Below are 24,666 nucleotides of genomic sequence, written 5' to 3'. Positions count from 1 at the left end.
ATGCACAAACGCTACGCACTGTAAAGCGCAGCGGACTCCCTTATGTGATTCTTTCCGAAGAACAACAAATGGGAACTACTTTCGGCGAACGGTATCTCAATGCTATTGAAACGGTGTTCGCTCAGGGATACGACCGTATTATTACTATTGGAAACGATACACCACAACTCACTGCAGCTCACCTAAAGCAAGCGGATAAACAATTAGAAAAAGATTCGGTTGTTTTTGGACCCTCCGCCGATGGAGGGTATTACTTGTTGGGTTTACACCGGTCGCAATACTGTCGCTCGCAATTGGCGTCAATGCCCTGGCAAACTTCATCCCTCTTGAGATCGATTGCGGCTCAATGTAAACTACAAGGCGCAGCGGTTCATTTTTTAAACCGACTTCGAGATTTGGATAGGCTGCAAGACGCGCGCTATTTCCTTGATGCATTTCAGTCGCTCTCTAATGTTCTAAAACAAGTACTCAATTCACTCTTTGGAAAGACTCAGCTTACTTGGGGCTATCATTCCAACCTCATATCCCAACTTTTCTATAAAAAACCGTTGAATAAAGGGTCTCCGATTGCGATATACTAACGATTTCAATTTTTTCTCCGCCTAGTAGCGGTATCGCATATCTCAAAAATCATTTATGAAGCAATATTATCTCGTGCTTCTGTTACTGTTTGTTTCTGTAACACATGCACAAATCACCATAGAAGGAACCGTGACTCGCGTTCCTACCAATGAAACCGTACCTTTTGTGACGGTGCTAGCGTCCAACGGCGAAGCTACAACCACCAACGAGGACGGTAATTATACCATTGAAGTAACAAATCAAGAAGACACTTTGCAATTCTCTGCCATTGGCTATCAAACCCGTACAGAAACCGTAGGTACACGCACCCGAATTGACGTTCCCTTGCTTGAGGCGACCACCAGTTTGGACGAGGTGGTCATTACGGCTCTCGGACTCGAACGGGAAACCAAGGAGCTTGGATATACCGTGCAACGCCTTGCTTCCGAAGAAATCAACGAAGTGAAAGCAGTGAACTTTTTAGATAACCTGACGGGAAAACTAGCGGGGGTCACTATTACTCCGGGACCCACCGGGGTAGGTTCAAGTTCGCGTATTTCCATTCGGGGTGAATCCTCTTTTTCTAACAACAATCCGTTGTTCATTGTAGATGGAACGCCCATTAATAACACCACCGTGTTGAACGTGACCAATGAAGCGGCCGCCGGGTTTCAAGAAATTGACTTCGGAAACGGCGCTATGGAAGTGAACCCCGATGACATCGCGTCGGTGACGGTACTTAAAGGCCCTACTGCCGCCGCCCTGTACGGTTCCAGAGCGAGCAACGGAGTGATTGTTATTGAAACAAAAGATGGTAGCCAAAAGAAAGGAATTGGCGTGAGTTTTAATACCTCTCTTTTTATTGACAGGGCGTTTCAGCTTCCTGAGTTTCAAAATTCATTCGGACAAGGAAACAGTGGTCAATTTGAATACGTAGATGGATTAGGTGGCGGCATCAACGATAACATCACCTATTCTTGGGGACCTCGTTTAGATCAGGGGTTACTCATTCCACAATACGATAGTCCGGTAGTGCTTCCTGACGGAAGTATTGTGCGCGGTGGCGATACGGCACTGTACAACGGACTGGACATTACGCCTACACCCTTCGTTTCAAATCCAGACAATTTGAAGGATTTTTATGAAACCGGTATTACTACCATCAACAACCTGGCGGTTTCCAATCGCTTTGAAACCGGGCATTACCGACTTTCGTTCACCGACCTCCGTAGTGAATCGATTATTCCCGGTGTCAATTTAGACCGACAAACAGCTGCGGCACGACTCAATTTTAAACCTACGGAAAAGTCGGAATTCAATGCGTCGATCAATTATGTGCATTCTCAAAGTGACAACCGACCTTCTAATGGCTATGGAAGTGAAAATGTAAATTATTCGTTGGTCGCGTGGGGCCCGCGTTCGCTAAACATTCGTAATCTACGAGACTACTGGCAGCCGGGACTTCAGGATGTACAACAGTATTCGTTTAATTATACGTTTTTTGACAATCCGTATTTTATCTTGTATGAAAACCGAAATTCCTTTGAGCGTGATCGTGTCTTCGGAAATCTCTCCTGGCAAAAACACCTCACCGATAAATTGAGTGTTTCGGTACGCACCGGAATTGATTATTCCACCGAGCTTCGGAAGCTGCGCAGGGCTTTCAGCAGTAACCGTTTCCAGAATGGTGGATACGCCGAACACGACGTGAGTTATCGCGAAGTAAATACCGATTTCCTGATAAAATACGAAGATCAATGGGGTCCCGTTTCGTTTAATCTATCTGCTGGAGGTAACCGTTTCGACCAAAAAGCCAGTACCAAACAATCGCAAACAGTGGCACTGGCCCAACCCGGTATTTTTAATTTGAACAATGCCGCAGCACCTATTGAAGTATTTCAATTCCAATCCGAAAAACGGATCAACTCTCTCTACGGTTTGCTAAAATTAGGCTATGAAGATTATCTGTTCTTGGACATTACGGGAAGAAACGATTGGTCCAGTGCGCTAGCCACCCCGTTTTCGGTAGACGGAACGTCCTTTTTCTATCCCTCGGTCTCGGCTAGCTTTGTTTTGTCGGAAGCAGCATCGTTACCCGATGTCTTTTCCTTTCTGAAACTTCGCGCCAGCGTAGCACAGGTGGGGAACGACACCAATCCGTACCAAACCAGTGGAGCTTTTGTCTCGCAAACACCCTTTAACGGACAAGCCACGTTTAGCGATCAGGATTTTATTCCGAATCCCAATCTGAAACCGGAGCAAACTACTTCCTACGAATTTGGAGGAGATATCCGTTTTTTTAGAGACCGTCTGAATTTTGATGTAACGTACTACAACGCCCTCACCGAAAACCAAATTATTTCTCTGCCTATTGCTATTTCTTCCGGCTACGAGCAACAAGTAGTAAACGGTGGGAAAGTACGTACACGAGGGGTAGAACTTATTGCACAACTCATACCTGTTCGCAACCAAAACCTGAGATGGACCTCTACGTTTAATTTCAGTACCAATACCTCCATAGTCGAAGAATTACCGCAAACCGATGGCCGCCTTACGTTGGCCTTCAGTAGAATTTACGACAGCGCCGATCAAACCGTGTGGTTTCAGGTGGAAGAAGGAGGCGAAATTGGAGATATTTATGGTACCGGCTATCTAAAAAACGAAAATGGTGACTTCATTTTGACCGAGAGCGGCAGCTATATCGCTGATAATACGCTTCGGAAAATAGGAAACTATAACCCCGATTTCACCCTGGGGTGGAACAATGACTTTCAGTATAAGAACTGGAATCTCAATTTCTTATTCGACTGGCGTCAAGGCGGTGAGCTCGTATCACGAACCCGCGCCCTGGCCACGGTAGGAGGACAACTCGCTGAAACGGCCAATCGCCCGGAAGCAGGCATCGTACCTCAGGGAGTGGTAAATATAGGAACGGCCGAAAACCCAGAATATGTACCGAATACCACGGCCGTTCCCGCCGAAACCTATTACCGACAATTCTACGATCGAAATCACGAAGAAAATAACACTTATGATGCCTCCTTTATTAAATTAAGGCAATTCTCGTTGGGCTATTCTTTTACCACAAGGGATGGATTTCTGGGCTTGGAAGAGGGAGCAGAAATAAGCGTGGCACTGATTGGAAGAAATTTGTTCGCCATTTCAGACATCCCACATTTTGACCCGGAGCAATACGCCATTCAAGGGAACACCTTCGTGAGCGGTGTAGAAGACATGAGCTACGCAACCACACGAAGCTTTGGCTTCAAAGCAGGCATTAACTTTTAAATATACGATCATGAATACAAGACACTATACTTTATTATTGCTAGCCTTCTTCATGACGTTGGGATGTACCCAAGATTTTGAAGAATTGAATACCAATCCGAATGCGCCCAACTCGGTGCAACCATCGCTATTATTGCGGCAGGTTCTGTATAATACTGGAGATGAATTAAGTTATGAGGGTTTTGTTGCTGGAGATCTACTTTCGCAACATCGCACCGCCATCGATTTCAACCTATTTGATCGTCATGCCCTTAAATCGCCACAACTTGGTGGCAATCCCTGGCCCATTTTATATCAAAACCTTCGAGATAACGAAATCATGCTGCAGCGGGCGCTCAACGAACCTACCAATGCCATATATGAAGGTCCGTCGCGAATTATGAAAGCATATCTTGCAGGACAGCTCACCGACTTGTTTGGAGACGTGCCGTATTTCGAAGCGTTTAATGGCACCAATGGGACGGTTCGGCCGGCCTATGATGCACAACGCGATATTTACCTTCAGGAAGGAGGAATCCTAGATAACTTAGATCGTGCTCTTGAAGCGTTAGCAACGTATGACGATGTCATCGCCCTGGAGGGAGATATTCTCTTTAACGGCAATTTAGAAAGCTGGATTCGCTTCGGAAACTCTTTAAAGATCAGGCACTTGCTTCGTATATCCGGAAGAGAAGATGTGGCAGGCGAATTGCAAGCTATTTTTTCCGAAGGTAATTTTATCAGTACGAACGACCAAAATGCCATCTTCAATTTCACCAATACCGAGCCTAATAACTTTCGGTTGGCACAATTGCGTATTGGCGATTTTAATAATTTCGTGCTGTCGGAAACCATGGAAGACCTAATGATTGGACTGGAAGACCCTAGAATTGGCGTGTTATTCCGGCCTTTTGAAAATGCTTCTTCGGAAGCATACAACGGCCTAATCAACGGTATCGACGCCTCCTCTACCTCTATCGAGTTGGCTGAATATTCGCTGGCCGGTACGATCTTTCGTGAAAATACGGCCTTGCTGGACGCTAATTTTATGACGGCATGGGAGACCTACTTCTGTTTGGCGGAAGCGGCAGCACGCGGACTCATAGCCGCCGACGCCCAGCAACTCTATGAAACGGGAGTGCAACTGGCATTCGACTACTGGAATACGCCGCTTCCCGCCGAGTACCTCACAGGACCCGCAGCTTATGATGCCCCGGGAACCGAACCCCTTCAGCAAATCATCACTCAAAAATGGATCGCCAATACGATCAATAGTTATGAAGGCTGGGTAGAATACCGTCGTACCGGTTTCCCGGAATTTCGCCCTGTTCAAGCAAGTTTGAATGACGGGTTAATCCCGATTCGTATGCCATACCCTGCGGAAGAAGAAGCTCTGAATGCTGAAAACTATGCGGCCGCTGCTGCTGCGACCAATGGCAATAGCATTAACGTTCCCGTTTGGTGGGATGAGTAAAATAATTGAAGTAAATGAGTAGTACAGTCTGGCAGTGGATTTTGGTCATCGGATCAAGCGGCCTCCTATTTTGGTTGTCGCCTTGGGCAAAAACGCCTGCGCAGTTCTTTCAGGCAGCGCAAGGGAAGATCAAACCCAATGCCTGGATGCTTACAGGAAGCTTGATTATCTCTTGGATCTTTGCCAAAAGTATTACCAATGCGGCGAATCTCGGACTCGAATTTGGCTGGGTAGGCGGTATAGCGTACGCAGGCTATTATCTGTCGTTTGCGGTAGCGGGCATACTCATCTACCAGCTTCGCACCAAAGGAGGCTTCAATAGCATACATCATTTTTTAACCCAACGATTTGGAAAAGGCGCGATGGCGCTCTTTTCCTTTTTGATCATCATTCGCTTGTTCAACGAGGTTTGGAGCAATACCATGGTCATAGGTACCTATTTCGGGGAAATGGGCACGACCCCTTATTATGCCGCTATCTTAATTTTCACGATACTCACATTGGGCTACGCCCTGAAAGGAGGCTTGAGTAGCTCTATTTTTACAGATGTTATCCAAATGGTATTGTTCACCATTTTGCTTATGGTTATCCTGGGAGCCATTTTCTCGACTCCCGAATTTTCTTCGGAAGCCATTGCTGCTTCAGGAAGTTGGGGCTTCGACACGGGAATAAACCTTCTTCTGGCCGCCATATTGCAATCGTTTAGTTATCCATTTCACGATCCTGTGTTAACCGATAGAGGCTTTATTACGAGTCCGAAGATCACCCGAAAAAGTTTTCTCTGGGCCAGCGTGCTAGGCGCTTCCTGCATTTTCTTATTTAGCTTGATTGGGGTGTATGCGCAGCGTCAAGGAATGGAAGGACAAGCCGCGGTGGAAGTAGGCAAGGCCTTCGGAATTGTGATTCTCTTGGTAATCAACTTTATCATGATCACTTCGGCGGCCTCAACGCTAGACTCTACCTTCTCGTCTTTTTCCAAACTACTTTCGGTCGATCTGGGCATGGGAAGAAATTTGACCTTTGGTCGTGCCGCGATGATAGGCATTGCCATAGTTGGAACCATACCCGTATTTCTAGAAGCTGAAATTTTGAGTGCTACTACTATCTCGGGTACTATGGTCATTGGGCTCACCCCCGTTTTTTGCTGTTGGAAGGTGAAGGCACCCCCACTTAGTTTTTACTTAAGTGTGGGATGTGGCTTGTTTTTTGGGGTATTGTTGGTCCTCGGGCTATTTCCGAAGGCGCTTTTGTTCACCTCGGGAAAATATGCTTCCTTATTGTGGGTGAATCTCTGGGGTATCGTTTGTTGTTTTATATTGTATTTCGTTCCGGCATGGATAAAAAAATAAAATCATTAGGGAAGTTGAAGGGCAAAGTGCTATTATTCGGTGGCGTATACAGCAACCTGCAAGCCTTAGAAGCGCTAATATGCATTTCAGAAAATCTTGATATTCCGCCGGAAAATTGCATCTGTACGGGAGACATCATAGGGTATTGCGCCCAACCAGAAGAAACGCTACAACTGTTCCATAGTTGGGGTGCACACAGCATATTGGGGAATGTCGAGATTCAATTGCGCAGCGGGGCTCAGGATTGCGGTTGCGAATTCAGAAAAGGATCGCGTTGCGATGATTTTTCCCAACAGTGGTACCCGTATGCGCAAAGCAAGCTGTCACAACAGTCTTATACCTATCTCAACACCTTACCCGATCACATCGAATTCACCTATGCCGGGAAACGAGTGATGGTAGTTCACGGATCTTGGTTTGAAGTGGCTGATTACATCTTCAAATCGACTCCCTGGGAAACAAAGAAAGCTTCATTAACGGCTACCCAGAGTGATGTTATTGTCGCGGGACATTGCGGTATTCCCTTCCAGCATGAGGTGGAGGGCCAACTTTGGCTAAATCCCGGTGTTATTGGCATGCCTCCCAACGACGGTACGCCGCTGGTATGGTACGCACTGCTGGACGATACGGATGACACATTTTCGTACACACAGAATACCTTTGCGTATGATCATATACGAACCCACCGTTTGATGAAAGAGGCACCGTTACCTCCCGAATACGCCCGCACTATCCTGACGGGAATTTGGGACAATACCGAAATCCTTCCGCCCGTGGAAACCGGATTGCAAGGTTTTGGCATTCGTTTGTAAGGCGCCAAGAAAGAATAGACCAAGATACCTATGAAAACACTGCTTTACATAACATTCTCTCTTACCTTTTTTCAAGGGTTGGGGCAAAGCGCGTTACAAGAGCTCTTGCAGCGGTACAACACCCGAAGTGTTCCTTATATTTCGGTAGAAGCATTACGGATGTTTCAGCAGCAGGGGAATCGAGTAGTGCTGGATACCAGAGAACGCAATGAGTATGAGGTAAGTCACATTCAAAACGCCACGTTTGTTGGATTCTCGGATTTTTCCGAAGCCGAGATCGATTCGATCCTACCCAATAAGGAGACGCCAATAGTGGTCTATTGCTCACTCGGGATACGTTCCGAAGAAATTGCTGAAAAACTGAAAAAAGCAGGCTACACTCAGGTAGAAAATTTGTACGGTGGTATCTTTGAATGGAAGAATAAGGGCTATCCGGTGGTGAACTCAGAGAACCAACCTACCGACAGCATTCACGGTTACTCTAAAAGCTGGAGCAAGTGGCTGCACAACGGAATCATCGTGATAGACCAAGAATAATACGATCATGGAATCATCCTCTATGCAAGAAGAAACGAACGCGCAAAATACTGCCGGGTTGCCGTCGCACAAAAGCGCCCTTGTAATCTTTACCAGAAATCCGGAGTTGGGAAAAGTGAAAACCCGACTCGCCGTGACGGTAGGAGACGAATCGGCACTTGAGATTTATAAATTTTTGCTGAAACACACGGCCTCGATCACCCAAAAACTACCCGTAGATAAATATGTGTTTTATTCCGAAAAGGTGCGTGAAAACGATATTTGGTCGGAACACGTATATCGAAAAAAAGCACAGCAAGGAACCGATCTGGGAGCGCGCATGCTGGATGCGTTTGAAGGGCTTTTTAGCGTGGGCTATGAAAAAGTGATCATCATTGGAAGCGATATGTATGATCTTGGTGAGCGCGATCTATCCAACGCTTTTACCGCCTTAGACAGCGCGGAAGTAGTCTTGGGACCCGCTACTGATGGGGGATACTACCTGCTCGGGATGAAGCAGTTGCTTCCGAAACTTTTTAAAGAGAAGGATTGGGGTACCGATACCGTGCTAAAAGCCACGTTAGCCGACCTCAACAATAAAAAGCTGACGCTCTTAGACGAACGAAACGATATTGATTATTTTAGCGACATTCGGCATTTGGAAGCCTTACAACATTTGCTTCCGGACCACTTAGACAACACTTTTAGGTAACGAAATATGGATAAATACATAAACGAATCGGTCGCATTTCTGCAAGAACGCGGCTTTGGAAACCCTCAAATTGGTATCATACTGGGTACTGGTCTTGGCCAGATCCTGGAAGAAGTAGCAATTGAAGCTGAAATGAGCTACAACCACATTCCCTACTTTCCAACCGCCACGGTTGAATTCCACCAGGGAAAGTTGATCTTCGGAACCCTCGCCGGAAAAAAAGTGATCTTAATGCAAGGTCGTTTTCATTTGTACGAAGGATATTCATTTCGGGATGTCACCTTTCCGGTACGCGTAATGCATAAGCTGGGCATTGAAAAATTACTGGTAAGCAACGCGAGTGGCGCCATCAATCTTTCCTTTAAGAAAGGAGAAATTATGCTTATTGATGATCACATCAACTTGCAGGGTGGATCGCCGTTGGCGTTTAAGGGTGTAGAGCGACTTGGGCAACGATTTGTAGACATGAGTGCACCCTACGACCCCAACATGAACGAAACTATTGAAGCGATTGCCAACGAACACGACATCACACTACACAAAGGAGTCTATGCCAGTGTGGTGGGACCGCAATTGGAGACCCGCGCAGAATATCGTTATTTGAAGATTATTGGTGCCGATGCCGTAGGCATGAGCACCGTTCCTGAGATCATTGTGGCCAATCACTTACAGCTTCCCGTCGCCGCTGTATCGGTACTAACCGACGAATGCGACCCCGACAATTTAGAACCTGTAGACATTGCCGATATCATGGCAATGGCCGCCAAGGCAGAACCCCATATGATCACGCTTTTTACTGAATTAATAAAACAATTGTAAGCACCCTTTTAATGAGCTACTTAGAAACCACCCACAACGTATATAAAGATGCGGCTTTGACGCCGGATGTCGGACTCTGCTGTACGACCAACCCTATCTGGGAGCTACCCGGCCTCAAAATTCCAAAAATCATGCAGGAGATGAATTATGGCTGCGGAAGCACCGTACATGCTCGGGACCTTACCAACAACCCTAAGGTGCTTTATGTTGGCGTGGGCGGCGGAATGGAGTTGTTGCAATTTGCCTATTTCAGCAGACAAAAAGAAGGTGTCATTGGTGTTGATGTGGTCGATGAGATGTTGGAAGCTTCACGCAAAAATTTTATGGAAGCGGAAGCACAGAATCCGTGGTTTTCAAGTGACTTCGTATCCTTGAAAAAAGGAGATGCCTTGCATCTTCCGGTAGCCGACAATACGATTGATGTGGCAGCTCAAAATTGTTTGTTCAATATCTTCAAAGAAGACGACCTCAAACGTGCGATTGAAGAAATGTACCGTGTGTTGAAACCGCATGGCCGACTCGTGATGAGTGATCCAACCTGTGAACAGCCCATGAATGAAGCACTTCGAAATGACGACCGTTTACGCGCTTTATGTCTCAGCGGAAGCCTGCCCATCAAAGAGTATGTGAAAGCACTAACCGACGTTGGCTTCGGAACCATAGAAATACGAGCGCGCAAACCCTATCGTATTTTAGACCCAAAACACTACCCCACCGAGGAATTGATCTACATTGAATCAATTGAGGTGGCTGCCATTAAAGATCCTATGCCCGAAGATGGCCCGTGCATCTTTACCGGAAAAGCGGCTATTTATTACGGAACAGAAGATTATTTTGACGATAGCAAAGGACATGTATTGCTAAAAAATCAACCGCTGGCCATTTGCGATAAAACGGCCAATGCCTTACAACAATTAGGGCGTGATGATATTTACATTAGTGAAAGCACCTATCATTACGATGGAGGGGGCTGTTGCTAACAACGGCACCTCATAGTACGCTAAATTTTTGCTAAAACACTCCTAAACCCTGTTAAGTACCGCGGTTCACCTTTCTGAAGCAAGTATCTTTAAGGAATTGGTATAAGGAATCTATATTGTTTCCGACTACGTATATTCTTAAAACACTCATGTATGAAATGCATCAAACTACCGTTACTGACCATCGCAATAGCCCTCACCCTTCAAAGCTGCAATTTACTTTCCGCCGCCGGCATTACCAGTCAGGGACAACCTACTAAAAAGGTAGATGGAACGCTTACCTCATCTACGGCCAACTCGGCCATCAATGTAGATCACAGCGCCTGGGACACCCTGTTAAAGAAACACGTAGACGCCAATGGACTCGTAGACTATCAAGGCATGAAGGCAGATCGTGCTGCGCTCAACGCATATCTACAAGAGTTATCGTCTTACGATCCTTCTAACGATTGGAGTGTGCAAGAACTACTGGCGTATTACATCAATTTATATAACGCTTATACCGTAGACCTCATTCTTGACAACTATCCTTTAGAAAGCATTAAAGATATTGACGGTGCCTGGACCAAAGGAATTGTTCCTGTAGGAAACCGCGAGCTATCATTAGGGGGTATTGAAAATGGTATCCTTCGAAAAATGGACGAACCTCGTATCCACTTCGCCATCAATTGCGCGTCGATGTCGTGTCCCAAACTCCTCCGAGAAGCTTATACGGCAGCAACCATCAACGAGCAATTGGACCGGGCCACTTCAGAATTTATCAATAGCGACAAAAATGATATTACAGCGAACAAGCCCAAAGTGAGTTCGATTTTTAAGTGGTACAAAAATGATTATACGGTAGATGATAGAACCGATGTGATTCGATTTATCAATCAGTATAGCACCGTGGAGATCAATCCAAGGGTAGAACTCATGTACAAAGAATACGATTGGTCTTTGAATGAGCAAAAATAAAACCTTCCTAGGTTAATTTTCGTAAGTTTACCCAATGATCAGTATCATCATTCCCGTTTATAACGAAGCGCAGCGCATTGCCCCTATTTTGCGCTATCTTACCACTGCCGGATCGTCACAGCACATTCGTGAGATCATTGTGGTAGATGGCAACAGTACCGATGATACCAAAGCCCTAGCCACATCCGTAGTTGAAACATCAATCATTCCCATACAGGTGATGTCTTCGGAAAAGGGACGTGCCCGACAAATGAATACCGGTGCGAAAGTGGCTGAAGCCGAAGTGCTCTATTTCCTTCACGTAGACTCCTATCCGCCCCTTCATTTTGACGCTCACATTCTGAAAGCTGTTGCCACCGGAGATCAAGCGGGTTGCTTTCGAATGCGTTTCGACAGCCAACATCCTTGGTTACAACTAGCGGGCTGGTTAACACGATTCAATTGGCGCGCCTGTCGGGGTGGCGACCAGAGTATCTTTGTTACACAATCTTTGTTTGATACGATTGGCGGCTTTAATGAAGAGTATATCATTTATGAAGATATCATCTTTATCAATCAATTGTATGCGCACGGTTCTTTTACCGTCTTACCCTATTGGTTGACTACATCAGCGCGCTTGTACAGAGAGAAAGGAATCGCTACGCTGCAATACCATTTCTACATGATCTACCTCAAAAAAGCGCTTGGCGCCACCCCGGAAGAGCTTTACGGCTACTATTGCAAGCATATTAAAAGTCAGGAGTTAGACAAAACACCGATGACGGTAGAAGCGATATTCGATAAGTAAACTTTAGGATTTCTTAAACACGGCCGCTGAAATATTGGTTGTAATTTGAACGAAAATTACCAACCATGAATATTTATGAAGCCATCCGAAAGGATCATGACAAACAACGAGAACTATGTCGTTTGGTAACTTCTACTTCTGGCGACTCTAAAGGACGCAAGGAGATGTGGGAGCAACTCAAACACGAACTTCAAATACATGCAGACGCCGAAGAGCGCCACTTTTATTCTCCACTCATCGATAATGATATGATGCAAGAGCACGCCCGCCATGGGATTGCAGAGCATCATGAAATGGATGAGCTGATCGAAAAAATAGACGATACCGATATGGACTCTCCTGCTTGGTTAACCTACGCCAAGCAACTTTGTGAAAAAGTGGAGCACCACTTGGAGGATGAGGAAAAAACCTTTTTTCAGTTATCCGGAAAAGTATTTAGCGAAGCTCAAAAAACAGCGCTCGCTAAAGACTATTTGGAAGCCATGAAATCCAATCGGTAATTTCTAAAAGTACTGGCCAATTCCGATAACGAACCCTTGGGTCGCGTCTTTGGTTATTCCCATCCCATAATCGACACGAAATACCGTGTTGAATATTCGCTTATGGATGAATCGCAGACCTAAACCGGGGTAAATACGAAGGTTTTGATTATCTCCAAAATCACTGAGATCTCCTCCCGGATTTCGCCAACTTCCGGCATCCACAAAGGCGTTCCCCTGCAACACGAACCAGTTCTTTTCGAAGAGGGTATGACGATACTCGGTATTCAGTACGATAGCTGCTGTTCCTCTATCGATAGTATTTCCCACCCCGCGAATGTTGAGGTTATTGTCTACAGCAAAAGGCGCAAAGGGTGTATCCGAGTTGGTCGCTATCCCCAACCGCAAACGTGAGGCCCAATTACCAGTTACTCCAAATTGTCGATAATAGGTAAGGTCTGCAAACCCCAAGAAGAAATCTGGTAGTGCCTTATCTGAACTATTGACATACTGTAGATTCACAGTGCTTTTGAAGCCATCTACCAAGTAATAAAACCGTTTCACGGTATTATATTCGTAGATCCCCTTCAGCAAAAATTTATCTACTTCCAGGTTGGTAGGAACATCGGGACGTGTCGCTCCTTCCAAATATTCATAGGTTTCCGTAAAAAAACTCGCGCCCGCCTCCAACCGATGTTGTAAGTTAAAACGGTACAATCCTAATAGCTCGTAAGAGGTGTTGTTATAACGATAATTGGCGGTGCGGGCGTCCAAAAAAACAGGCTCTTGGGTCGTTAGATCCTGATAGTTGGCGGCCAACCCCCAATGCGCTGCAAATAAGAACGGCGCTCTAAAATTTACCCCCCAACTACTAAAAATATCGTTTTGGTAAAATCCACCGAAAGAAATATTTCTTCCTAGTCCGTTGAACTCATACAATCCAATCTTGTAGGCAAACTCATCGTTATCGGTAGTCCATATATTGGCCGTAGGAAGTAAGGTAAAGTTCTCCTCAAAGCGATAGATAACAAGATAGGTTCCATCCTCGTTACGCTGTGTTTCGTACGCAGCGTGCGCGATTCCCGGTAGCCGGATGAGTTGCACCATATCTCGTTCCAGCAAAGTGCTGTCCAATGGTTTTCCGGGCGCTACTTCAACAAGTCTTTGAACGAAAGAGGGCTTGGTTTTCTTTAGGTTTTCAAATCGGATTTCAGCGATGTTCTGTGCGTAGGAAAGTGCGGAAATGAAACACATCACTACCACCAATGATGTTCTCAGATTCGGTATACCATCTTCTTCCCTACTCTTCCGGTATGTCATAAAAGTCCTTGAGTAGTTTTTCGGCCGGCTTGTTTTGAGGGGTGAACATGGTATTTTCTACTCCACCCACTCGATCATGGGCAAGAAACCACTTCCACAAAAAACCTCCGTGCATCCATGGTTCTTGCCATACCGACTCGTATAAGCCCTGAAGCAGATTCACTTGAGCTTCCATATTCACATCCTTTTCGGTTCGTTCGCTCTGCCAAGGCTCTTTACCCGCAAAATCTCTACTTCGATAGCCAAATTCGGTAAACAAAACGGGGGTATCATGGCGTTGGGAAACGTGTTTCAGTTCCTTTACCCAAGGTGCCCAACCGGCCTTTGCCTGGGCCAGCGTAGGTGTTTTTGCTTCGGAAATGGGAAAGTAGGCATCTACTCCAATGTAATCGAGTTCTTCCCAAAATGGAAACGAATCGTACTCATCCCAATTGGCTGCGTACGTTAATTTTCCGGGATAGATCAACTTCACTTCGGCGATGAGCTCCTTCCAAAATTCCGGGCGATGCTCGATAAAGCGTTGTAACTCGGTGCCAATACAAAAAAGGGCCACTTCATTTTCCGCAGCGACCTTTCCGAAGGTCATAATAAAATCGCGATAGGTTGTTTCCAACAGCTGCCAATCGGCCTCGGTTGTCATTTTCATGTGCCCGGTATAGACCCCGTTCATAATCCAAATCTGTGGTTTCAACATCACTTGCAGCCCATGGGAATGCGCAATCTCTATATATTGCGCGACACCCTCCACAGTTTCCCCATACCATTGCCGGTTGGTATTGAAATAAATGTTCGGAGCAGTAATATCTCTTACAAAACCGAACGGCATGATCGAAACAAAGTTCGTTTGTGTTGCTAACAGCGGTCGTAGCTGCACTTCGGAAAGCGTATCTCTGGAGGCCACCAGACTCATGCCATTGATCTTTTTATGTTGTGCCTGACACGCAGATAGTACCACGATAATCCATACTATGTGAAATATCCTCATTTGTTTTTTACTGAAAAATACGCAAAATACTTACGTTTTATCACAACCATCTGTTTTTAGAACACCGCTCTAAGGCCCAGGTTAAAAGTCTTGCCCAAGCCCGTGTTGGTACCACGCACAAATTGTGTGTACAAGAGTTCAAGATTCAGTTCTTTTGTAAGCTGATATTTTGCTCCTCCTCCAACCGCCGTAAAATCTTGGGAAAAATTATTGTTGATATTAATGAGTTGTGAGTGTTGCACCAAGGCAAGCACCGTAAAACTGGCAGACGGAAAGTAGCTAAAGAACAGACCAGGGGTTAGTCGGAGGCTATCATTGGCAAAACTATTGGCTTGCGGCCCGAAGTTTAGTTCTGTATTTAATTCTGTAAACAATTGAAAATGGTTTCCCGGAAAGGTGTGGTCGTAAAACAATCGATTTTGCCAGAGGTAACCATTTTGGTCTAAAAAGACACCTTCCTCGGTTTCGTTATCGACCAACGGAAAGAAGAATGCACTTTGAATGGAGAAGTTCCCTACATTGTTAAAGGGAACAAACTTAACGGCAGGCGCAATACTGGTAAATCCACTTCGGGCGGTTCCTCGTTCTCCGTCGAAGGCAAAGACATCAAGTGCGTTTCGGTTGGCCACTACATTGCTTCTAAACTCTAAGATCAACCCCAAATTCCAACGTCGTTTGGTGTCCATTCCGGTAAACCCTTCTAAGGTCGACGTGAAAAATGTTTCGCGAGGCTCAGTACCTTCCGAAAAAGTACTTTTATTTTGAGTGTATAGATTGTTGAACCATTTAAGGTCCCATTGTCCTTTACCAATCAATTTAGAAGGCGTGAGTGTTTGAATTACAGAGCCTTCCACTTCCTCTTGTGCCTGTAGCGCGGGAGCGAGTATCAAAAATAGAACGGTCAATCGAAACAGTCTATTACAGTGCATACGGGTTGTATTTTTGTTGTTCCTTATGAAAATGTTTTGAGATCACTTTTGCGCGTTCAAACGCCAATCGTAGGAATAATATTCAAGCTTACTATCGCTCGAAATAGGTTGATTCCGGTAGGTGTTTATATAATCGAGTACTGTCTTCTGCGCACTCAGGAAGTCTTCCCGGTACCATGTAAAGATTTCTGAAACCGCCACCTTATTCTTAGCCACTCTAATAAATTGCTCATTGTTCAATGCCAAACGTGTTTGCCGTGTTAACTGTTTGTTTAAGGTTTCGGGCCGGTAGGCCGAAGCGATCAAAGGAGGGCAACCTTTAGCTCCACACACCAAGACAAAATGGATCCGAGCATCGTCAAATACTGCTCGTAGTTTTTTGTTCTCAATATCGTTTAGCGTGAGGTTGGCACCTCCCACCGAATACTTGATTCGATCGAAGAATCCATTCGTGTCAAGCGGAGAGGCAATGGGGTAGTGATTTACAACACCCTTTATTACCAGTACATTATAAGCGTTAATCCAAAACGCCTTATATTCATCAATGTTCCTAACGTCTACTCGAACCCCCTCTAATTGTTTCACAAGGTCGTTTAAGGGCTTCGGCTGTTCGTGAAGGGATGCATAATCAACACGCCCCTCACTCACATAGGAGGCGAAAAATGCATCGGCTTCATCGAAAAACCTATCTAGTTCTTGGGCCTTCAGCAGTGAAGGCACTACTATTAATACAGCTAGTAAGTAGAGGCGTTTCATATCGTACTGTTTAGACCCCTTCTGTCTTTTCAATCTAAAAGTCCTTACACGGAGACACTTTTTTTATTTCTTCCGTAGAAATGCTGTAATGTTTGTACCTTGTTGTTCGACATAACCGTCAATTACAACTATTATATGGAGCACGTAGTCATTATTGGAAACGGAATTTCTGGTATCACCGCTGCCCGGCATATCCGGAAATTGAGCGATAAGAAAATTACTATTGTTTCTTCGGAAGCGGCCCACTTTTTTTCTCGCACCGCCCTGATGTATGTTTATATGGGACATATGCGCTGGAAAGACATTGAGCCCTATGAAGCTGGTTTTTGGAAAAAAAATAGCATTGATCTACTACAAGACTATGTAACAAGCGTTAATACCGAAACCAAACAGCTTCATCTCAAAAACAACGAACCCTTATCGTACGATAAATTGATCTTGGCTACCGGCTCTTCTACGCGAATGTTTGATTGGCCGGGACAACACCTTAATGGAGTTCAAGGCTTGGTTACCAAACAAGACCTGGAAGCGCTTGAAAAAATTGCGCCTAACAAGGAAAAGTGTCGAAGAGCGGTGATTGTGGGAGGCGGCCTCATAGGGGTAGAACTAGCCGAGATGCTGCGCACGCGCGACATAGAAGTGAGTTTTCTGGTACGTGAAAACGCCTTTTGGACCGGTGTCCTTCCGCAACCGGAAGCCACCATGCTCTCTGCCCATATCGCTTCGCATGGGGTGGACTTGCAACACAATACTGAATTGCGTGAAATTCTTGGCGATGCCGATGGAAACGTACGCGCCGTAATCACCAAAGAGGGTGTCGAGATTCCTTGTGATCTGGTAGGCATCGCCACGGGTGTTACCCCAAATATTGCCTTTTTATCAGACAGTCGCATTGAAATCGATCGGGGAATTTTGGTCAATGAATATTTAGAAACCAACATCCCAGAGGTGTACGCCATTGGCGATTGTGCGCAACAGCGCCAACCCATAGGGAAGCGTCCTCCTGTGGAGGCGGTGTGGTACACCGGGAGAATTATGGGAAAAACGGTGGCACAGACATTATGCGGAAATTCCACTGCGTATTCACCCGGACATTGGTTTAATTCCGCGAAATTTTTTGATATCGAATATCAAACCTACGGTTGGGTCTTTTCAGAAAAAAAGAAAGCTGAGGAAGAAACTCATTTTCATTGGAAAAATCCCGATAAAGAAATATGTATCACGCTGGCGTATCACAAAGCTTCTCGTGCTTTTTTAGGCATCAACACCTTTGGTATACGCATGCGACATGAAGTATTCAACCGATGGCTTGAAGAAAAACGATCGGTGGACTATGTGATTCAAAAACTGTCTCAGGCAAATTTTGACCCTGAATTTTATACTCAGTATTACACTTTAATTCAACAAGAGTTTCTAACCAATGCTACCTTAACCGCCTAATATGAGCACCTTTCAACGCGACCTGTCGCTTACCGGACAACCCCCAAAAAGCATCAACCTACAACAAAAAATCGCCACGGTTATCGGACTCATCGGTCTGGGAATCCTCGCGCTATTTTTAATGAATCTCTCGTTGCCTCAAAAAGCGATTTGGCTCACCAGCTCCCTGCTTCTCATGGCCACAGGTGTTATCCTCTTTGCGCGCGCCGCCTATCTCAATGAGCATGCAGGGATCAAGAATCACGGAGTCTATTTTAAATCGCTCTCCTCCCGGGGCTTCTGGGCCTGGGTGTTGGGGATTGCCCTTACCCTTTTTTATGTGGCCCTCTACTGGTTTCCACAGTATTTAGGGCTTGTAAACGAAGGTGACAATAAAGGACTTATCGCCTTGTTCGATCCGTTGAGCCGCTTCATCAGTGGCAACCCAGCTTCCCAGTGGTTTGTCTACGGAACGCTGTATACCCTGGCTATTCTTACCTTCGGGATAAAATTTATTTACAAGTACCGTCACAATCGGTATGAGATTATCCGAACCTTTTCGGTGATGTTCTTTCAATTGTCCTTTGCTTTTTTAATTCCTGAATTCTTAGTGGCGTTGCAACTTCCCTATTATGATTTTAAGAATATCTGGCCCTTAAACTACGAACTCTTCGCAGGCTATAAAATTGACGAATTTATAAGCGCTGGTACTATCGGACTTATCATGTTGATCTTCGGAATTGTTTCCGTTTTCGTGATCACCCCAATTCTTACCTACAAATACGGAAAGCGATGGTATTGCAGTTGGGTGTGTGGTTGTGGCGGACTCGCAGAAACCGCGGGAGATCCGTTTAGACATTTATCTGACAAAAGCACGGGAGCCTGGAAAGTAGAACGATGGGTGGTGCATAGCGTGGTGGTATTTGTCACGGTAATGACGACCGCCGTGGTGTTTTCATACCTCAGACAAAATGAATCGGAATCCCTCTCAGAGTACAGTCCACTGGAGAACCATACGGTCTTCATCAGTGCGCTTGACGGGCGTCCATTGCACGAACGTGTACGCAGCGCTCAAGATGCTAAAGCGTCGGCAGTGTATTTTATTAATTCGGAAGCTTCGGAAACACCTCCGAGCTTATCTAACACCCAAGGTATTGCCATTCCGTTCTATGTAATTTCGGAAATTGAAAATAGAGAGGCCCTTGAGAATGTGCGTCAAGGGGCGACGGCTACCTTTATTCTAGACGGTCCCGAAACAACACGCGTAACGGTTTCTGAAGGCACCTCCGTTTCTTTTTTTGATAATCTGTGGATCTCAAAAGAGTTTTTTATCTGGTTTGTAATTGGGCTACTCACCTTAATTTTTGCTTGGGTGATGCTATTCCGAAGAGAACAACTCGCTAAAGATGCGAGGTATGGAGCCATTGGATATTTCGTGATTGTTATCAGCATTCTCCTTTTCACCTACGTGAGCACTCCCTGGAAGCTTTTCTTTTTTGATGCCTATCAATTGCGAAAAGGGTATGGGTTTTTGATTGGGGCGATGTTTAGTGGTGTGATTGGAGTAGGGTTTTATCCCATCTTCGGAAGTCGGGTTTGGTGTCGGTTTGGGTGCCCCATGGCAGCCATTCTTGGGTTTCAGCAGCGCTTGTTTTCGCGTTTTCGAATTACGACGAACGGCGGACAATGTATTTCCTGCGGAAACTGTTCTACCTACTGCGAAATGGGCATCGATGTTCGGGCCTACGCCCAAAAAGGAGAGAATATTGTGCGTTCTAGTTGTGTGGGCTGTGGTATCTGCTCTGCTGTGTGTCCGAGAGGAGTATTAAAACTAGAAAACGGGCCTCGTAAGGGACGAATAGAAGGAAAAGACGTGTTGTTAGGAACCGACGTCGATCTTATGAATCATCTCAATTAATGTACCTTGCGCGGAAAATTTAAGAATTCATGTCTCGCCCCCCTCGCATCGTAGTTATTATCCCAGCCTTTAATGAAGCGGAAAGTATTGCCCTGGTGCTTCGAGAGATCCCTGCGGAAGTTTCCCATACGATCGTTGTCGACAATGGCTCTACCGACGGCACCGGTGAGGTCGCGGCAAAAGCGGGCGCCATTGTTGTTCGTGAAAACCAAAAGGGGTATGGATACGCTTGCTTGAAAGGTATGCGCTATATTTCCGACCACTCTCTTGCGCCCGACATTGTTGTTTTTCTCGATGGCGATTATAGTGACTACCCGGAATATCTAACGCCGCTGGTTGCTCCTATCATTTCCGGTGCAAAGGATTTAATGGTTGGAGCCAGAGTGGCGAACTTGCGAGAGGCAGGCGCTATGACCTTTCCGCAGCGCTTCGGAAATAGTTTGGCTACCTTTTTAATGCGCGTATTTTTTGGGTCGCGCTTTACTGATTTAGGACCCTTTCGCGCGATTCGGTACGAATCATTACGAAAATTGAATATGGAAGATAAAACCTATGGATGGACGGTTGAAATGCAATTGAAAGCCTTAAAAAAAGGATTGCGATATGGAGAGATTCCGGTTCCGTACCGCAATAGAATTGGCGTTTCCAAAGTGTCGGGTACCGTAAAAGGTGCTATATTTGCCGGCGTGAAGATACTGGGATGGATCTTTAAATACAGCCTCAAAAAATGATCGTAGAAACCCTCATAATTGCCATTTATTCGATCGCGCTTCTGTTGATTTTTTTCTACGCGTTGGCCCAACTCAATTTGCTCTTCAATTACCTCCGGGCGCGCAAGAATAGCCGCTCTACCGAACCCCAATTCGATCTAAAAAACCCAGAGGAAACCCCTTTTGTAACGGTACAGCTCCCTGTCTATAACGAACTCTACGTAATGGAGCGATTGTTGAATAATATTGCGCAACTGGAATATCCTTCCAACAAACTTGAAATACAAGTTTTAGATGATTCTACTGATGAATCGCTTCAGCAAACCGCAGCTCACATTGAACGCTTGCAGGCAAAGGGTGTCAATATCAAACATATTACCCGTACCGATCGGACTGGCTTTAAGGCGGGCGCGCTCAAGGAAGGCTTAAAAACGGCTCAGGGCGAATATATCGCCATCTTTGACGCCGATTTTCTTCCGAAGAAAAACTGGCTATTGCGAACCATTCCGTATTTCAAAAACGAAAAGATCGGGGTCGTTCAAACGCGATGGGGCCACCTCAACAAAAACTATTCGTTGCTCACCCGCGTTCAGGCATTTGCCTTAGATGCCCATTTCACTTTAGAACAAGTAGGCCGCAACAGTCGTGGCCATTTTATCAACTTCAACGGAACCGCCGGTATCTGGCGAAAAACCTGTATCGAAGATGCCGGAAACTGGGAAGGAGATACGCTTACTGAAGACCTGGATCTGAGTTATCGCGCGCAGTTAAAGCAGTGGCAATTTAAATATTTGGAAGAAGTGGAAACTCCGGCCGAGCTTCCGGTGGTGATTAGCGCCGCACGTTCCCAACAATTTCGATGGAATAAAGGGGGCGCGGAGAACTTTCAGAAAATGGCAAAGAAAGTATTGTCGAATCAACACATTCCTTTTAAAACAAAGCTCCACAGCATTATTCACTTATTGAATAGCACCATGTTTCTGAACATTTTGGTGGTAGCGATTCTCAGCATTCCCATGTTGTACATCAAAAATGAATACGAGCATTTAAAAATGTACTTCTTTGTGATGAGCTTTTTTGTGATTAGCACAGTCATCTTTTTTATCTGCTATTGGTTCTCTTTCAAAAGTATTTACGGTGGCGGCATGCGCAATTTTTTACGGTATACAGGCATGTTCTTTACCTTTTTCTCTATTGCCATGGGCTTTTCACTACACAATAGTATTGCGGTGATTGAGGGTCATCTTGGGAAGAAAAGTGAATTTATTAGAACGCCCAAGTTCAATATTAACAGCATTCGTGATAGTTGGAAGGGCAATAAATACCTAAAAGAAAAGATCTCTCCCAGAGTCTTTGTAGAGGGATTGTTGATGGTCTATTTCGCCTTCGGAATGTATTCTGCTTTTATCGTGGGCGACCAAGGGGGAGACTTCGGTCTTTTTCCGTTTCATTTCATGCTTTTCGTTGGGTTTGGCTTTGTCTTCTTCAAAAGCCTTACGTCCAAAGCGTGAGCTTCCACCCTTTCCGAAGGACAAACCGTTTAAAAAGTGATGGAAACCGTCAAGGTATCGGATGCTCGCTGTACCTGCACGGTGGTCTCCTGACCTTTTTCAAATTTCGACAAGGCCTTCATATAGCTCATCATATCGGTCACGGGGTGCTCGCCCAATTGAACGACGACGTCGCCTTTTTTCAGACCGGCTAATTGGGCAGGTTTATCTTCACTCACGCCATCGATGCGCATGCCTTCTCCCGTAAACAAGTAATCGGGAACAACGCCTAAAGCCACCTTAAATCGAGGGACTTCTTCGCTTTCATTCTTTGTTTTTCGGAATGCTAATTTGTCTTCATCCTGAAGATCGTTTACGATGCTTCTGATATAGCTGTAGATCGCTTCCATGCCTTCGTAATTTAACTTGTCGGCATCGTCACTGGGTTTGTGATAATCTTCATGTTGCCCGGTAAAGAAATGAAGCACCGGAATATCCATCAAGTAAAAGGAAGTGTGATCGCTAGGTCCTACGCCACTTTCGTGTTCGGCGATATTGAGGTCGTACTCATTATTAGCGAACAAGGTTTGCTTAAAGGTTGGGGACGTTCCTACTCCATGCACTGCCAGGGTACGCTCTTCATTAAGGCGACCGACCATGTCCATATTGATCATATAGGAAACCGACGATAGATCGATGGTTGGGTTTTTTACAAAATAATTGGATCCTAGCAAGCCTAATTCTTCTCCTGAAAAAGCAATAAATAAATAGTTTTGATTACCAAATTCCTTTTGCTGCAAGGTTTCCGCTAATCGTAACAAGATCGCTACGCCACTCGCGTTATCGTCGGCACCATTATGAATGGCCTGTCCTTCTCGATACAGCGACCCTTCTCCGCCCAATCCCAGGTGATCGTAATGTGCTCCAATGACCACAGTGGAAGTGGCCTCATTGTCTATATAGGCGATCACATTGGTACCTGTGGTGGTGCTATCGGAAGCTAATCCTGTGAATTCAGCTTTTTCATGCGGGTTTTGTGAAGGTCTAAAGGTAAACTCTTGCAGGTAGGTATTTTGGTAACCCTTCGGAAGCAATCCTAGCGATTCAAACCGCTTCACCAGATACTCGGCTGCGGCATCTTCGCCTTGCGTACCGGTAGCTCGGCCATTTAGGGCGTCACTTGCCAAGGCCATCACATCTTCTTTCATGCTCACCGGTTCGGGAGCCGTTTCATTACACCCGATAAAGATTACTCCAAAAAAAACTATTACAAGAAATCGCATATCATTATTTTTGTTCAAAATTAATGTAAAAAATGAGAGTATTTTTCCTCCTTCTTGGTATTTGTCTTATAACCGCTTGTAACGACCAGAAAACCAAGAATGTACCCCCTTCAGAAACCACAGCGACACCCACAGCATCTACCGTGGATTCTTTGATCTATCCGGAAGAAATTCACTTTAAGAACATTCGTCAAGTTACCTTTGGAGGCGATAATGCAGAGGCGTATTGGAGTTTTGACGACCAGCAACTTATTTTCCAATCTAATTATTCAGAATGGGGTGTTGGGTGTGATCAAATGTTTTTGATGGATGCGGGAGAAACGTTTAAAGACCAACAACCGCCTATGGTGAGCACCGGAAAAGGACGCACCACCTGCGCGTATTTTTTACCCGACAACCAACACATCGTTTACGCCTCAACACATCTTGCTGACGAGGCTTGTCCTGAGGTTCCCCTTCGGAAAAATGGTCGTTATGTATGGCCGGTGTACGATAGCTTCGACATCTTCGTAGCCGATTTGGACGGAACGATTACCGGACAACTTACCGACCGCCCGGGATATGATGCCGAGGCTACCGTTTCTCCACAAGGCGATAAGATTGTCTTTACCAGTACCCGAAGCGGAGATTTAGAATTGTATACCATGAATATTGACGGTAGTGAGGTCACTCAGATTACCGACGAATTAGGGTATGACGGAGGTGCCTTCTTTTCTCCTGATGGCAGTAAGATCATTTTCCGTGCTTCTCGTCCGAAAACGCCTGAAGCCATTAAAGAATACAAAGATTTGTTAGCAGAAGGCTTGGTGCAACCTACCGAAATGGAGTTGTTTATCTGCGATGCCGACGGAAGCAACCTGAAACAACTCACCAACTTAGGTAATGCAAATTGGAGTCCGTTTTTCCACCCTAGTGGCGAAAAGATTTTGTTTTCAAGCAATTATGAAGCCGAACGTGGATTTCCCTTCAATCTGTATATGATCGATATTGATGGAAAAAACCTGAAGCGCATCACTCATGGAGAGACCTTTGACGCGTTCCCGGTCTTTAGTAATGACGGAAAGTATCTTGCCTTCTCTTCCAACCGAAATAACGGGGGAACACGCGACACCAACCTTTTTATAGCAGAATGGGTAGACTAAG

General features: G+C 45.3%; 22 protein-coding genes. 17 read left to right on the top strand and 5 right to left on the bottom strand.

Translation table 11 applies throughout. The features are described 5' to 3' along the window. The first annotated feature begins 68 nt into the window (after positions 1-68). The 12 genes from PO830_RS03885 to PO830_RS03830 all read left to right on the top strand — a co-directional run bounded on the left by PO830_RS03885 (position 69) and on the right by PO830_RS03830 (position 12,734). On the top strand, positions 69-581 hold the full coding sequence (locus PO830_RS03885) for a TIGR04282 family arsenosugar biosynthesis glycosyltransferase (protein ID WP_272852216.1): 513 nt from the start codon (positions 69-71) through the stop codon (positions 579-581). A gap of 55 nt (positions 582-636) precedes the next feature. Then, positions 637-3,849 carry a SusC/RagA family TonB-linked outer membrane protein gene (locus PO830_RS03880; protein ID WP_272852215.1) on the top strand — a complete coding sequence of 1,071 codons (3,213 nt, stop codon included), beginning with the start codon at positions 637-639 and terminating at the stop codon, positions 3,847-3,849. Between the two features lie 10 nt (positions 3,850-3,859). Beyond that, entirely contained in the window at positions 3,860-5,302 is a 1,443-nt protein-coding gene (locus PO830_RS03875) for a SusD/RagB family nutrient-binding outer membrane lipoprotein (protein ID WP_272852214.1), read from the top strand. 14 nt (positions 5,303-5,316) lie between these two features. Next, positions 5,317-6,651 (top strand): sodium:solute symporter family transporter, encoded by a 1,335-nt coding sequence (locus PO830_RS03870; RefSeq protein WP_272852213.1) that lies wholly within the window; start codon positions 5,317-5,319, stop codon positions 6,649-6,651. Continuing rightward, positions 6,636-7,463 carry a metallophosphoesterase family protein gene (locus PO830_RS03865; protein ID WP_272852212.1) on the top strand — a complete coding sequence of 276 codons (828 nt, stop codon included), beginning with the start codon at positions 6,636-6,638 and terminating at the stop codon, positions 7,461-7,463. Before PO830_RS03870 ends, PO830_RS03865 begins: the two co-directional genes overlap by 16 nt. Positions 7,464-7,493: 30 nt before the next feature. Further along, positions 7,494-8,000 carry a rhodanese-like domain-containing protein gene (locus PO830_RS03860; protein WP_272852211.1) on the top strand — a complete coding sequence of 169 codons (507 nt, stop codon included), beginning with the start codon at positions 7,494-7,496 and terminating at the stop codon, positions 7,998-8,000. A gap of 7 nt (positions 8,001-8,007) precedes the next feature. Further along, a complete protein-coding gene (locus tag PO830_RS03855; RefSeq protein WP_272852210.1) occupies positions 8,008-8,691 on the top strand; it encodes a TIGR04282 family arsenosugar biosynthesis glycosyltransferase in 684 nt (227 codons plus the stop codon). A 6-nt stretch (positions 8,692-8,697) separates the two neighbouring features. Then, positions 8,698-9,510, top strand: a complete 813-nt coding sequence (locus PO830_RS03850; protein ID WP_272852209.1) for a purine-nucleoside phosphorylase — start codon at positions 8,698-8,700, stop codon at positions 9,508-9,510. An 11-nt stretch (positions 9,511-9,521) separates the two neighbouring features. Then, complete coding sequence (gene arsM, locus PO830_RS03845) at positions 9,522-10,490, top strand: arsenosugar biosynthesis arsenite methyltransferase ArsM (protein WP_272852208.1); 969 nt, start codon at positions 9,522-9,524, stop codon at positions 10,488-10,490. A gap of 153 nt (positions 10,491-10,643) precedes the next feature. Next, a complete protein-coding gene (locus PO830_RS03840; RefSeq protein WP_272852207.1) occupies positions 10,644-11,447 on the top strand; it encodes a DUF547 domain-containing protein in 804 nt (267 codons plus the stop codon). 34 nt (positions 11,448-11,481) lie between these two features. Next, a complete protein-coding gene (locus PO830_RS03835) occupies positions 11,482-12,234 on the top strand; it encodes a TIGR04283 family arsenosugar biosynthesis glycosyltransferase (RefSeq protein ID WP_272852206.1) in 753 nt (250 codons plus the stop codon). Positions 12,235-12,299: 65 nt separating this feature from the next. Continuing rightward, positions 12,300-12,734 carry a hemerythrin domain-containing protein gene (locus PO830_RS03830; RefSeq protein WP_272852205.1) on the top strand — a complete coding sequence of 145 codons (435 nt, stop codon included), beginning with the start codon at positions 12,300-12,302 and terminating at the stop codon, positions 12,732-12,734. 3 nt (positions 12,735-12,737) lie between these two features. Here the strand turns inward: PO830_RS03830 and PO830_RS03825 are convergent, their stop codons facing one another. From PO830_RS03825 to PO830_RS03810, 4 genes are read right to left on the bottom strand one after another with little or no spacing between them, the layout of a single operon-like run. Further along, positions 12,738-14,033, bottom strand: coding sequence for an outer membrane protein assembly factor (locus tag PO830_RS03825; protein WP_272852204.1), 1,296 nt, complete (start codon positions 14,031-14,033; stop codon positions 12,738-12,740). Then, complete coding sequence (locus tag PO830_RS03820; RefSeq protein WP_272852203.1) at positions 14,014-15,018, bottom strand: glycoside hydrolase family 113; 1,005 nt, start codon at positions 15,016-15,018, stop codon at positions 14,014-14,016. The genes PO830_RS03825 and PO830_RS03820 overlap by 20 nt, the downstream gene beginning before the upstream one ends. A 56-nt stretch (positions 15,019-15,074) precedes the next feature. Further along, a complete protein-coding gene (locus PO830_RS03815; RefSeq protein WP_272852202.1) occupies positions 15,075-15,947 on the bottom strand; it encodes a hypothetical protein in 873 nt (290 codons plus the stop codon). Positions 15,948-15,989: 42 nt separating this feature from the next. Next, on the bottom strand, positions 15,990-16,703 hold the full coding sequence (locus tag PO830_RS03810; RefSeq protein ID WP_272852201.1) for a DUF547 domain-containing protein: 714 nt from the start codon (positions 16,701-16,703) through the stop codon (positions 15,990-15,992). 135 nt (positions 16,704-16,838) lie between these two features. Between PO830_RS03810 and PO830_RS03805 the strand changes: the two genes are divergently transcribed. The 4 genes from PO830_RS03805 to PO830_RS03790 are packed head-to-tail and all read left to right on the top strand — an operon-like array spanning position 16,839 to position 22,261. Further along, the gene (locus PO830_RS03805) at positions 16,839-18,143 is read left to right on the top strand and encodes an NAD(P)/FAD-dependent oxidoreductase (RefSeq protein WP_272852200.1); all 1,305 of its coding nucleotides are present in this window, start codon (positions 16,839-16,841) and stop codon (positions 18,141-18,143) included. Position 18,144: 1 nt separating this feature from the next. Further along, a complete protein-coding gene (locus tag PO830_RS03800; protein ID WP_272852199.1) occupies positions 18,145-20,040 on the top strand; it encodes a 4Fe-4S binding protein in 1,896 nt (631 codons plus the stop codon). Between the two features lie 29 nt (positions 20,041-20,069). Beyond that, positions 20,070-20,771: a glycosyltransferase family 2 protein gene (locus PO830_RS03795; protein WP_272852198.1), complete on the top strand. Its 702-nt coding sequence runs from the start codon at positions 20,070-20,072 to the stop codon at positions 20,769-20,771. Continuing rightward, positions 20,768-22,261 carry a cellulose synthase family protein gene (locus tag PO830_RS03790; RefSeq protein WP_272852197.1) on the top strand — a complete coding sequence of 498 codons (1,494 nt, stop codon included), beginning with the start codon at positions 20,768-20,770 and terminating at the stop codon, positions 22,259-22,261. Before PO830_RS03795 ends, PO830_RS03790 begins: the two co-directional genes overlap by 4 nt. 29 nt (positions 22,262-22,290) lie before the next feature. On the opposite strand, the gene PO830_RS03785 is transcribed toward PO830_RS03790, so the two are convergent. After that, positions 22,291-23,523, bottom strand: a complete 1,233-nt coding sequence (locus tag PO830_RS03785) for a M28 family peptidase (protein ID WP_272852196.1) — start codon at positions 23,521-23,523, stop codon at positions 22,291-22,293. 32 nt (positions 23,524-23,555) lie between these two features. Between PO830_RS03785 and PO830_RS03780 the strand changes: the two genes are divergently transcribed. Next, positions 23,556-24,665: a TolB family protein gene (locus PO830_RS03780; protein WP_272852195.1), complete on the top strand. Its 1,110-nt coding sequence runs from the start codon at positions 23,556-23,558 to the stop codon at positions 24,663-24,665. Position 24,666 lies beyond the last annotated feature (1 nt).

Source organism: Altibacter sp. HG106, assembly GCF_028561755.1.
GTDB lineage: Bacteria > Bacteroidota > Bacteroidia > Flavobacteriales > Flavobacteriaceae > DFVG01.
The sequence above is the reverse complement of the archived record's forward strand: the minus strand, read 5'-3'. Positions and strand labels throughout refer to the sequence as shown.